The following is a 12,444-nucleotide window of genomic DNA, read 5'->3' as shown; positions in this document are numbered from 1 at the left end:
CGCTCACCGCGCGCGGCCGCGGGCCCGCCGGTCCCCCAGGTCCTTGCGCCGGTACTCCTCGATGGCCCCGGTCAGCAGCTCCTCGGTGCGCTCCCAGCCGGAGGCCGCCTCGCCGACCTCCTCCAACAGGCTGCGGTAGCGCTCCAGTTCGGTGGGACGCGTCACATAGGTCGCGCTCTCCAGATGCTCCACGTAGACCAGCTCGGAAGGCCCGCCGTCCCCGAAGTGCAGCCGGGTGATGGGGTAGTGCGGAACGCGCCCGGTGCCCTGCTCGAACTCCACGACCCGCAGCCGCACGGACGGGCGCCGCGCGACCTCCCGCAGATGGCGCAACTGCCGCCACATCACGCCGTAGTCGCCGACCGGGCGGCGCAGGATCGCCTCGTCCAGCAGGGCGCGGACCATCGGAGGCTGCGCCGACTGGAGCACCTTCTGCCGGGAGACCCGCAGCTCGACCTTCCGCTCCACGGTCATGAGGTCGGCCTGCGGCAGCGCCGCCCTGATCACGGCCCTGGCGTACTCCTCGGTCTGGAGGAGGCCGGGCACCACGTGGTTCTCGTAGGTGTGGATGCCGGCGGCCGATCCCTCCAGCCCTATCAGCCGGCGCAGGTAGCTGGGCGTCACGTCGCTGAACTGCGACCACCAGGGGCTCTCCCTGGCCTGCCGCAGCAGCGCCCGGATCTCCCTGGCCTTCTCGTCGGGGACGCGGAAGAAGACGATCAGGTCCTCGATGTCGCGCTCCTTGGGCGAGCCGGCGCCCCGCTCCAGCCGGCTCACCTTGGCCTCCGAGCCCCGCAGTGGCTCGGCGACCTCCCGCAACGTCAACCCGGCGTCGTGGCGCAGCTGGCGCAGGCTCTCGCCCAGCACCCGCTGCGCCGCCTCCGGCGTGCCCCAGCGCGTGGCGCACGGGTCGCCGGAGGCGGCGACGGTGAGTCGGCTGGGACCGCTAACGGACATGGGCACGCTCCGTGGTAGGGATGTCGACGTTCAGTATCCCCGACGGAAGTGCGGCTGTCCGCGCAACCGCCCTGCGGGGCAGGGCGGTTCAGGTCCTCACCGGGTCGTCACAGCAGCGAATCGAAATCGCCCGACCGCACCCCGGAGACGAAGGCCCGCATCTCCGCGGGCGTGTACACCAGCGCCGGTCCCTGGGGGAAGCGGGAGTTGCGGACCGCGACCTCGCCGTTCGGGAGCGCCGCCAGCTCGACGCAGTTGCCGTCGCCCGCGCTCGCGGCGCTCTTGACCCACGTGACACCGCTGATGCGGTCCGAAGGACCGCCGTTCTCGAACACCATGGGCACAGTTCTTCCCTTCTCGTACGGATATTCGCACCGCGTCGCCGACGGGCGGCGCGGGCCGGGACGTCGCCTGGTGCACCGGTGCGCGACCCGGGAACCGTAGCCGGGGCGGGGGTGCGGACGCGTCCCCCGGAGGGGTGGCGGTACGGGGCGTCTGGGCCCCTCCGTGTGCCAGTTCCATGGCGTGGGCCTGGCGTGAACGGACTTGCCGGGTACGGGAGTTCGCCGATGTTCGGGTCTCCTCCCGCCGGCGGCCTCAGGGTCGGCCCGCCGGCGCGGTCCCCGTCAGGGCCCGGGGGGTGGGGGGTGGATCGGCGTGCGGGAGGGCGGGCAGGCACTCGACCCGCTCGGGGATCTTGTACTCGGCCAGGCCGCGGTCCCGCAGAAACGCCCGGACAACATCCCGGGAGGGCGGTGTCGCGCCGGGGCGTGCGACGAGTTGGGCTCCGACCCGGGCGCCGAGCGACGGGTCGGGGACGCCGACGATCCGCGCGTCGTACACGGCCGGGTGGGCCAGCAGGTGGTTCTCGACCTCCTCGGGCGCGAACTGCTGGCCGCCCCTGTTGATCTGACGCCTGACCCGGCCGACCACCACCAGGTCGCCGCGTTCCGTGCGCCGCACCAGGTCGCCGGTGCGGTGGAACCCGTCGGGGGTGAAGGCGAAGCGGCCCTCCTCCGGCGCGCGCCAGTAGCCGCGGACGGTGGCCGGGCCGCGGAGCAGCAGTTGCCCCGGCTCGCCGGGCGGCACCTCGGCCTCGTCGCCGTCCACCACGCGGGCCTCGACGTCCGGGGAGAGCGGGCGGCCCTGGGTGGTGACCACGGTCTCCACCGGGTCGTCCAGCCGGGTCGCGCTGACCAGCCCCTCGGCCGTCGTGTAGAGCTGTTGCAGCGCGCAGCCCAGCGCCGGCGCGACCCGGCGCGCGGTCCTTTCGGCCAGCGGGGCGCCGCCCACCTGGAGCAGTCGGAGGGAGGACAGGTCGTGCAGGGTGGTCGTCGCGGCCGCGATCCAGCTTCCGGCAAGCGGGGGGACGAGCGTGGTGTGGGTGACCCTCTCCCGCGCGATCAGCGGGAACGCGGTGTCCGGCGCCGGGTGCGGACAGACCACCACGCGCCCCCCGGCGCACAGGGTACCGAGCGCGCCGGGGGCGCTCAGCGCCAGCGTGGAACCGGCGGGAAGGGCGCAGAGAAAGACCGCGGAGGCGTCGACGCCGGAGACCTCACCGGCGGTCCGCAGTTGGTGCAGCAGGTCGTCGTGGGTGCGCGCCACCAGCCGGGGCGCGCCGGTCGACGAGCCGGAGGGGCGCAGCAGCGCGGGATCGGACGGCCTCGGCCCGTGCGACGGGCGGACCGGGTCGGTGGGTACGGCGTCCAGCGGGGTGTGCGCCCCGGGCTCGCCGGCCACCAGCACGTGGGAGAGCGAGGGCACCCGACGGCGGACCCGGCTCGCGAGGGTGCGGACGTCGTGTCCGTCGCCCTGGTCGCCGACCACCAGGGCGACGGCCTCGGCGGAGGCGCACAGGTTGCGCAACTCGGCGTCCCGGTCGGCCGGTTGGGCGAGGACCGGGAGCGCGCCGAGCCGGAGGAGGGCCAGCAGAAGCTCGAAGAACTCGGCGGCGTTGGGGAGGCGCACCACGACGCGGTCGCCGGGGACCAGTCCGAGGGCGGAGAGTCCTGCGGCCATCCGGTCGACCGCGGCGTCCAGCCGGGCGTAGCTCCAGCGGCGCGGCCCGTCCACCAGGGCCACCCGGTCGGGGTGGGCCACGGCGCGGTCGCGCAGCACCCGGCCGAGGGTCTCCCCGCGCCAGTGGCCGGCGGCGCGGTAGCGGTCGGCGTCCTCCTCGGGCCAGCCGGGCGCGGGGGGCTGGTCCGGGGCGGCCTGGGGGACGGGGGCGGACGGAGGGAACACCGGGACCTCCTGGGGGAAGCGCGGAGACGGGGCGGACGGCGGTGTCCTGCGAGCCGAGGAGCGATCCTCAACTTAGGTTAGCCTCACCTTAGCGCTTTCCGGCTGTGGAGAAACTGGGGGAGTTTCCCCCATGACCGGCCCTGCCCGTTCTGAAAGAGTCGTCCCATGCACCCAGTCACCGCGCCGCCGAACGCCCGTCGCGGGACGGGCGTTGCCGCCCCGTGGTGGCTGCCGGCCCGCGACGAGGACGAGCGGGCCACCGACGGGCCGCCGCCCTGGGCCGCGTACGTCGAGCGCGCCCTCGCGGCGGCGCCCGCGCGGCCGCCGGCCCCGGCCCCGCGCCCGGCGCAGGACCTCGCGGGGCTGCTGGCGCCGCCGTTGGCGCCGCTGCTGGCGGCGGCCGACGCCGCCTTCGCCGCCGCCGCGCCCGCCGCGCGGGACGCCGACGCGCGCGCGGTGTGGGCCGGCACCCGCCGCTGGCTCGCCGCCCAACTCGCCACGGCCGGGGCGCGCACGCTGGTCGGCCACGTCCACAAGGCGCGCGCGGCGGGGGAGTTGACCGGCGCCACGCCCACAGACCGCTTCGACGAGGCGCTGCGCGCCCTCGCCACCCGCCCCGCCCTCACCGAACTCCTCGCGGGACACCCGGTGTTGGGCCGGCTGTGGGGCGGACGCTGCCTGACCGCCGTCGACGTCGCCGTCGAGCTGCTCGGCCGGTGGCGCGCCGACCGCGCCGCCCTGGCCGCCACCCTGCTGGCCGGCGACGCCGTCCCCGGCGCGCCGACCCGGGTCCGCCTGGGGCTCGGCGACCCGCACGCCGGCGGCCGGACGGTCGCGCTGCTGGAGTTCGCCGACGGCCGCCGGCTGGTCCACAAGCCCCGGCCCCTGGGGGCGCACGCCCGGTGGAACGAGCTGCTGGAATGGTTCGCCCGCCGGCGCCCGGACCTGGCGCCGCGCGCCGTCGAGCTGCTGCCGCGCGACGGCTACGGCTGGGCCGGCTTCGTCGCCCCGGCGCCCTGCGCCCACGAGGCCGAGGTCGCGGCCTTCTACGCGCGTACCGGCGCGCAACTCGCGCTGCTCCAGGCCGTCCGCGCGGTCGACATCCACGCAGAGAACGTCATCGCGGCCGGCGGCCACCCCGTGGTGGTCGACGTGGAGACCCTCTTCCACCCCTCGGCCCCGCCGCTGACCGACGGCGGCCCCGACCCGGCGGCGGACGCCCTCGCCGAGTCGGCGCACCGCACCGCCGTGCTGCCGCAGCCGCTGCTCGGCGAGGCCGGCGCCATCGACAGCTCGGCCGTCGGCGCCCACGCCGGCCAGCTCACCCCCGGACACCTCCCCACCTGGGAGGACGCCGGCACCGACCGGATGCGGCTGGTCCGCGGGCGGCTGCCCTGGCCCGGCGGACCCAACCGCCCCACCCTCCCGCCGCCGCACGCCCCGCCCGTGCCGGCCGACCACGCCGGCGCGCTGCGCGACGGCTTCCGCGCCGCACACCGCCTGCTGTCCGCGCACGCCGCCGAACTCACCGCCGAAGACGGCCCGTTGATACGTTTCGCGGAGGAGCGCACCCGGCTGGTCGTCCGCCCGAGCCAGGAGTACGCCGACCTGCTCGCCGAGGCCACCGCACCCGAGGCGCTGCGAACCCTGGCCGCCAGGCGCCGCGCCTTCGCCGCCCTCCACGAGGACACCGGACGCCCCCGCCCCGCCGCGCTCGCCGACCACGAGCTGGCCGAGCTGCTCGACGGCGACATCCCGCTGCTGACCACCACCCCCGGCTCCGCCGACGTGCGCACCGCGACCGGCCGCACCGTGCCGGACGTCCTGCCGGGCCCGGGACTGGCCGCCGCCGTCGCCGCGCTGCGCGGCTGGGACGAGACGGAACGCGGCTTCCAGGACTGGGTGGTGCGCGCCTCCCTCGCCACCACGCGGCCGTTCGCCGGCCACCGCGCCGACCCCGGGACGCCGCCCGTGCCGCCGGGCACCGCCGTGGGCGCGCCGCCCGGGGCCGAATGGGCGAGCGCGCTCGCCGAGAACGTGGGCGACCGGCTGCTCGCGCTGGCCAGGACGGACGGGGCACGCGTCAACTGGGCCGGTCTCCATCTGCTGGGCGCACGCCGCTGGTTCCTCCACCCGCAGGGCGCCGCGCTCGCCGACGGCTACCCCGGCACGGCCCTGTTCCTGGCCGAGCTGGGCCGCGCCACCGGCCGCGACCGCTACCTGACGGCGGCGGCCGACGCCGTCACCCGCCCGCTGCCCGCCACCCTGCGGCTGCTGGCCGCCCACCCCGAACTGGCGGACGCCGTCGGGCCCGGCGGGTTCCACGGCGTCGGCGGCCTCGCCTACGCCACCGCCCGGCTGGCGCGGCTGCTGGACAGCGAGGAGCTGACCGCCGCGCTGCCCGACGCGCGGACCGCGCTCGCCTCGGCCGCCGCGCGCGCCGACACGGCCGACCTCGCCGACGGCCTCGCCGGCGCCCTGCTCGGCGCCGAGGCGCTGCGCGCCCGGGGCACGCCGGGGGCCGCCGCGCTCGCCGCCGCGCTCACCGCGCGCCTGGAACGCGCCACGCCCCCGGCCGCGCCCGGCCTGCTGCGGGGGAGCGCCGGCGTCGACCTCGCGCTGGGCCGCCCGACCGCCGCCGCGCCCCCCGCCGCCGACCTCGGCTGGTGCGCCGGCCTCGCCGGCACGCTGCTGGCCGGCGGCTCGGCCGCCGCGCGCGCCGCGCACCGCGAGCGGCTCGCCGACCGGGCGCCGGGACCGGACCACTCGCTCTGCCACGGCGAACTCGGCCTGCTGGAACCGCTGGTGGCGGACACGAGGGGCGAAGGCCCGCCCGCCCACCCCGCGGTGACCCGGCTGCTGCACGCCATCGAACGCGAAGGCCCGCGCTGCGGCACGCCCGACGGCGTGCCGACGCCCGGCCTGCTGAACGGCCTCGCGGGCATCGGCCACGGCCTGCTGCGGCTGGCCCTCGGCCCCGAGGTCCCCTCGGTGCTCCGCCTGCGGGCGGGGGACGGCGAGGGCGTCCCGTCCCGCACGGGCGACCGACCCGGGGCCCGGCGCGGCACCCGGCACCACGACCGAGCAACGGAAACCAGGACAACGGAAGGAGCGTGACCAGGTGGCGGACGAACAGTCGAACGAGCCGTGGGACGAGGAGGCGGCGACGGAGGAGGCCGACGAGTCCTCGGAGGCCCGCTCGGCCCGGCGGGCGAGAGTGCGGCTGGCGATCCTCACGGGCGCCACCGTCGGCGCGGCCGTCGTCACCGTCGTGCTCAACAACGAACCGGGGACCACCTCGGTCAGCGTCAACGTCGGCATCGGCTGACCACGCGCGGGGGCGCCTCCCGGCACCGGGCCGCGCCCCCACGCGGCGCCCCGCGCCCTACGGGGGGACCGCCTCGCCGTCCGCCGGCTGACCGCGCTCCCCGGAGCCGGCCGGCGACGACAGGAAGTCGGCCGCGAACTCGCACAGCCGGTGGCGGTCCCCGGTGCCCGTCTTGGACAGCAGGCTCGCCACATGCTTCTCGACCGTGCGCGCCGACAGGTGCAGCCGCGCCGCCAGCGCCTTGTTCCCCGGGCGGTCGACCAGCAGCCGGAAGACGTCGTACTCCCGGGTGGTCAGCCCCATCGCCCGCAGCGGCTCCGGTATCCGGTCGGTGCCGGCGCGGCGCTGCCGCACCACCACCCCCACGCCCCGCAGCAGCGAACGGCACGCGCCGGCCACCGCGATGACCCCGGCCCGGTGGAAGAACTCCTCGGCCTCGGCCAGCCACCGGCGCGGCTCGCCCCAGCCGTCGGCCAGCGCCGCCTCCGCCACCAGCCGCGTCCCCAACCACCGCGCCACCGGGAACGGCTCCGCGTCGGCCCACGCCTCGCGCGTCGCCGCCTCGGCCCGCTCCGCCCGGCCCTCCCTGCCCTCCAGCACGGCGAGCGCCAGCCGGCCGAACTGGCGGTTCCACCGCAGCCTGCCGGCCTGCCCCGCGGTGATCCGCTCCCACTCGGCGCGGCCCGCCCGGCCGTCCAGCACGTCGAGCAGCAGCACCAGCCCGTGCGGGCCCGTCAGATGGAAGAACTCCTCCTCGTCGGCCCTGGCCACGGCCGTCACCGAGGCGGCCAGCCGGGTCGCCCGGGGCCGGTCCTCCTCCAACAGCGCGCAGAACAGCTCCCCGAGCCCCCGCGCCAGCGGCGCCTCCATCGACCGCTCGCCACCGTCGGCCCGGAACTCGGCCAGCGCCGCCCGCATCCCCGTCCGCCGCCCCCGGTGCGCGGCGACCACGGCGCGCACCATCAGCAGATAACGCGTCACCGACGCCAGCTTCAGCCGCCGCGTCTCGTCCAACGCGCCGTCCACCAGCTGCTCCGCGCGCGCGAAGTCCGCGCGCAGCGCCGCGTCCAGCGCCAGCAGCGCGCCCGCGTTGTGCGCCAGGGACACGCATCCCGTCCGCAGTGCCTCGTGCCACGCGTAGGTCAGCGCGTCGGTCTCCGCCTCCGCCAGCCAGGCGTTGCCCCCGAGACCCCACAGCCCGTGCGCGCGCCAGCCGTTCAACTCGTGGGCGGTGGCGATCCGCAGCGTCTCCCGGAAGCACCGGTCGGAGGCGGCCAGCGAACGGCCCCGGCCCGCCGCGCCCACCGCGTACCACGCCTGGCAGGCCAGCGCCGGGTCCTCCCGCTGCCACGCGCCCTCGATGGCGCGGCGCGCCAGCCGCGCGCTGTGCGCGATGTGCCCCGGGCGGGTGTCGGAGACCGTCAGATACGCCTCCACCGCGTCGATCCCGGCGGTCTCCGCCCCGCCGGCGTCCGGCGGCAGCAGCGCCCTGGCCTCGGCGACCTGCGCCAGGCCCTCCTGCCAACGGCCCGCCACCTCGGCCGCCCACGCCAGCCGCACGTGCAGCTCCACCCGGCGGGCGGCGTCCGCGCCCGGCGCCGCGGCCAGGTCGGCCCGGCGCAGCCGGTCGGCGACCCCGACCGCGCGGTCGAAGCGCCCGTCGTCGGCCAGCGCCAGCAGCAGCGTCTCCAGCAACGAGCGGTGCACCCCGGCGCCCACCGGCGCGAACGGCGCGTCGCCCAGCATCGCCAGCGCCTCGTCGACCACGGTGATCGCCGTCCCCGGGCCGCTGCCGGCCAACGCCCGGCGCGCCACCTCCAGATAGTGGCCGGCCGCCGCCCCCGGCTCGCCCGCGTGCCGGCGCAGCCGCGCCGCCAGCAGGCACCAGGTGCCCGGCAGCCCCGGGTACAGCTCCGCCACCGCCTCGGCGGCCAGCGCCGACAGCTCCGTCCGGTCCGCCGGGCCGAGCAGCGACAGCAGCGCCTCCTCGGCCAGCGGATGCGCGAACGCGTACCAGCCGTGGCCGTGCTCCTCGTCCGGCTGGAGCAGCCCCTCGGCCAGCGCCGCGCGCACCGCCCCGAGCAGCGTCTCCTCCGGCAGCCCCGCGCACTGCCGCAGCACCGACAGCGGGAAGGCACGCCCCAGCACCGCCGCCACCGACAGCGCCCGCACCCCTCCCGGCCCAAGCCGCCCGGCGCGCTCCGCCACCACCCGCACCAACGTCACCGGCACGGACGGGCGTTCGCTCGGCACCAGCCGCCACCCGCCGCCGCCCCCGGCCAGCCGCCCGGCCGCGATCATCGCGCGCACCAGCTCCTCGGCGACGAAAGGTATCCCGTGGCTGTCGGCGAAGACCTCGGCCGACACCTCGCGCGGCAGCGCGTCGGCCGGAACGCCCAGGCAGCCGGCCGTGAACGCGTGGACCTCCGCCGCGCCCAGCCGGCCGAGCGGCAGCGGGACGGCCTCCCCCCGCCGCGCCACCGCCTCCGTCAACTCCCGCGCGGCCGACGGCGTGGAGCGCACCGTCGCCAACAGGGCCACCGGCTGCCCGGCGAGATTCGCCGCCAGGTACTCCATGACCGCCAGCGTCTCCGGGTCCGCGTCCTGCAGGTCGTCCACGACCAGCAGACAGCCGTGCGCCCGGCCCCGCGCCGACGCCAGCCGCAGCACCGCCTCGGCCAGCACCACCGGCGAGTCGTCGCAGTCCCCTCCCGTCGACCACTCCGGCACCAGCCGGCCCAGCACCGGCAGATAGGGGCCCAGCACCTCGGCCGGCGGCGCCTCGCCCGTCCTGGCCAGCGCCAACAGCGCCTCGGTCAGCGGACGGAACGGCACCGCGGGGCCGACCGTGGTGCACCTGCCGCGCAGCACCGCCATGCCGGCGCCGCGCGCCAGCTCCAGCGCGCCGGCCGCCAGCCGGGTCTTCCCGATGCCGGGCTCCCCGGTGACGAAGACCGTGCCGCCCCGGCCGCCGGCCGCGTCCCGGAGCGTCGCCGCCACGACGGCCAACTCCGCGTCACGGCCGACCAGGTCGGCCGCCCTCATCCGTAACTGACCGCTCATGCGCCCCGCGCCGCCCCTCTCTGCCCGCACCCCGCGCCGGAAGCCGCCCGGGAAGTGCGCACGGTTCGGACCGTAGCAGCCCGCACCGACAGTCGCCGTCCGGACGCCCCCCGTGCCCGCGCCGACCGGCCCCGCGTTCAGGAGCGCACGGCGCGTTCGGCCAGCCGGCCGCCCAACAGCACCATCCGCAGCGCCCGTTCCGCCGCGTCCGCCAGGAACTCCCCGCCGCGCGCCAGCGCCTCCGGCAGCCCGACGGGCGCCGGCAGGATGCCGCTCCAGGCGTCGACGCCGACCCGCGTGGCCTCCCGCGCGCCCTCCCCGATGGTGCCGGCCAGCACCAGCACGGGCACCCCGAACGCCTTCGCCCGGCGCGCCACCTCGCCCGGGACCTTGCCCCGGGAGGACTCCCGGTCCAGCGCGCCCTCCGCCGTGACCACCAGGTCAGCCGCCGCCAGCCGGGCGTCCAGGCCGGAGTGGTCCAGCAGCACCTCGAACCGGGGCCGCAGTCGCGCGCCCAGCGCGGCCAGCCCGGCCCCCAGCCCGCCCGAGGCGCCCGTGCCCGCCCCCGACCGCAGGTCGAGCCCGGCCGGCGCCACGTCCCTGGCCAGCACCGAGGCCCACCGCTCCAGCGCCGAGGACAGCTCCTCGACCCGCGCCGGGCCGGCTCCCTTCTGCGGCCCGAAGACCCGGGCGACCCCGCGCGGCCCGCACAGCACGTTGAACGGGTTGCACGCCACCACCAGTTCCGTGCCGGCCAGCCTCGGGTCCAGGCCCGTCGGGTCTATGCGGTCCAGGTGACGCAACGCCGCGCCCCCCGGCGGCAGTTCGCGCCCCCCGGCGTCCAGCAGGCGCGCGCCCAGCGCCTGGAGCGCCCCCGCGCCGCCGTCGGACGTGCCCGAGTCGCCGCACCCGACCAGCACCCGGCGCGCCCCCAGGTCCAGGGCGGCGCGCACCAGCTCGCCGACGCCGCGCGTCGTGGTCAGCCCCGGGTCGCGCAGCCCTGCCGGCACCAGGGAGAGTCCGGCGACGGACGCCATCTCCACCACCGCCGTCCCGCCCAGCACCGCCAGTTCGGCGTGGAGCGGATCGCCCGTCGGCCCGGTCGCGGCCACCGGCACCAGCCGCCCGCCGGTCGCCGCGGCCAGCGCCCTGGCCGTGCCCTCGCCGCCGTCGACCAGCGGTACCAGGTCGATCTCGGCGCCCGGCGCCGCCCGGCGCAGCCCGGCGGCGATCGCCTCGGCGGCGTCGGCCGCCGACAGCGACTCCTTGAACCCGCTGGGGGCGACCACGATCCGGTAGGGAAACACCATGGGACTCTCCTCGAAGAACCGCCCCCTCACGGGGCGACGCCGAACAACGGCCAGACGGCCAGGGCGAACAGCAGGACCAGCGCGGCCGTCAGCGGTGCCAGCACCGCGGAGAGCCGCAGCAGGTCGCGCGGGGTGTAGGTCGGGACGTCCGGGACGTCACCGAAGAGCGCCACGGGCTTCGCCGAGGCGGGCAGCGTGTGGCAGAAGCCGGCCGCCGCGGTCGAGGCGAGCGCCGCCGACACCGGGTCCACCCCGGCGCCGACCGCCCCCGCCACCACCAGCGGCACCAGCACGGCGGACCGCGCGGAACGCGACTGGAGCACCAGGTGGGCCGCCGTGCTCAAGGCCACCACCGCGCCCAGGAAGAGCCACGGCGCGACGGCCCCCTCGGGCAGCCAGCCCAGCAGCCACTCGGCCGCGCCCGAGGTCAGCAGCGCCACGCCCATCCCCATCGTCGCCGCCATGAACAGCAGCAACGACCACGGCACCGTCGCCAGCGCCGCCCGCAGCGTCACCGCGCCGACGCCCGGGGCGGTGACGGCCACGGCGCCGGCCAACGCCACCAGCGCGGGCGACATCCCGTGCAGCGGCTCCGCCGACCACAGCACCACCACCGCGCCGAGCAGCGCCGCGCACCGCCGCTCGACCGGCGTCAGCGGCCCGGTCACCGGCCGTTCACCGCACCGCTCGATGTCGGCGGGCGCGATCCGCACCGGAAGCCGCCGGTCCTCCCGGCGGGTCGTCAGCGCCAGCACCACCTCGGCCGCCAGATGGGAGGAGACGACGGCCAACGGCAGCCCCAGCAGCAGCCACTGGTGGAAGCCGATCCGCTGTCCGGTGGCCTCCCACAGCACCGAGACGGTGATCAGATGGGCGCCGGCACCGATCAGGGTGGCGACCGCGGACAACAGGATGACCGTGGGGAAGAGCAGCGCCAGCGCCACCACCACCCTGCGGCGCCCGGCCAACGCCCGCGCCAGCGCCACGAAGACCGGCAGGGCCAGCGCCGCCCGCCCGGAGGTCGCCGGCACCGCGAACGCCGAGACGACCAGCGCGGCCGTCGTCAGGTGCGCCAACTGCCGCACCGTGCGGGCGCCGCCCACCAGGAAGGCGGCCAGCCGCCCGGCCAGCCCGCTCTCCGCGACGGCGGCGGCCAGCACGAACGCGCAGATCAGCAGCCAGATGGTCGGATCGCCCAGGGTCGCGAAGAACGCCTCGGCCGCGGTCACCCCGCCCACCGTGAGCACCAGGCCGGCGCCGAGCGCCACCTGGGTGTCGTCGAGCGGGGTGGCGACCCAGGCGCAGGTGGCCAGCGTGAAGACCGCCAGCGTCAACCGCGCGTCGGCGCCGAGGCCGGGGAAGTTCGCCGGCACCGCCAGCAGCCCCGCGAGGCCGAGGCACAGCCCCAGCGCGAGCGAGCGGCGGGCGGAGAACGCGGAGTGAACGGTGAGCGTGGACACCAGGCCAGTCTGGGAACGGCCGCTGAGGGTTCGGTGAACCCCGGATGAGAGGGCCTTCATCCGGCGGGCGTCGCCGCGT

General features: G+C 77.7%; 8 protein-coding genes. 2 read left to right on the top strand and 6 right to left on the bottom strand.

The features are described from left to right. Positions 1-3: 3 nt before the first annotated feature. From CRP51_RS10235 to CRP51_RS10225, 3 genes are all read right to left on the bottom strand, one after another. Positions 4-957, bottom strand: a complete 954-nt coding sequence (locus CRP51_RS10235; RefSeq protein WP_097230760.1) for a helix-turn-helix domain-containing protein — start codon at positions 955-957, stop codon at positions 4-6. Between the two features lie 107 nt (positions 958-1,064). Continuing rightward, the gene (locus CRP51_RS10230; protein WP_097230759.1) at positions 1,065-1,295 is read right to left on the bottom strand and encodes a DUF397 domain-containing protein; all 231 of its coding nucleotides are present in this window, start codon (positions 1,293-1,295) and stop codon (positions 1,065-1,067) included. A 259-nt stretch (positions 1,296-1,554) separates the two neighbouring features. Continuing rightward, complete coding sequence (locus CRP51_RS10225) at positions 1,555-3,204, bottom strand: (2,3-dihydroxybenzoyl)adenylate synthase (protein ID WP_097230758.1); 1,650 nt, start codon at positions 3,202-3,204, stop codon at positions 1,555-1,557. A 165-nt stretch (positions 3,205-3,369) separates the two neighbouring features. Between CRP51_RS10225 and CRP51_RS10220 the strand changes: the two genes are divergently transcribed. Beyond that, positions 3,370-6,321, top strand: coding sequence for a type 2 lanthipeptide synthetase LanM family protein (locus CRP51_RS10220; protein WP_097230757.1), 2,952 nt, complete (start codon positions 3,370-3,372; stop codon positions 6,319-6,321). Between the two features lie 4 nt (positions 6,322-6,325). Next, entirely contained in the window at positions 6,326-6,532 is a 207-nt protein-coding gene (locus CRP51_RS10215) for a hypothetical protein (protein ID WP_097230756.1), read from the top strand. A gap of 57 nt (positions 6,533-6,589) precedes the next feature. Here CRP51_RS10215 and CRP51_RS29945 read toward each other — a convergent pair whose 3' ends face one another. The 3 genes from CRP51_RS29945 to CRP51_RS10200 all read right to left on the bottom strand — a co-directional run bounded on the left by CRP51_RS29945 (position 6,590) and on the right by CRP51_RS10200 (position 12,314). Further along, on the bottom strand, positions 6,590-9,595 hold the full coding sequence (locus tag CRP51_RS29945) for an ATP-binding protein (protein ID WP_097230755.1): 3,006 nt from the start codon (positions 9,593-9,595) through the stop codon (positions 6,590-6,592). A gap of 137 nt (positions 9,596-9,732) precedes the next feature. Next, positions 9,733-10,905 (bottom strand): glycerate kinase family protein, encoded by a 1,173-nt coding sequence (locus tag CRP51_RS10205; RefSeq protein ID WP_097230754.1) that lies wholly within the window; start codon positions 10,903-10,905, stop codon positions 9,733-9,735. Between the two features lie 26 nt (positions 10,906-10,931). Then, positions 10,932-12,314 carry an SLC13 family permease gene (locus CRP51_RS10200; protein WP_245880510.1) on the bottom strand — a complete coding sequence of 461 codons (1,383 nt, stop codon included), beginning with the start codon at positions 12,312-12,314 and terminating at the stop codon, positions 10,932-10,934. Between the last annotated feature and the right edge of the window lie 130 nt (positions 12,315-12,444).

Source organism: Streptomyces zhaozhouensis (assembly GCF_900230195.1).
Taxonomy (GTDB): Bacteria; Actinomycetota; Actinomycetes; order Streptomycetales; family Streptomycetaceae; genus Streptomyces; species Streptomyces zhaozhouensis.
This window is presented reverse-complemented; position numbering and strand designations above follow the sequence as displayed.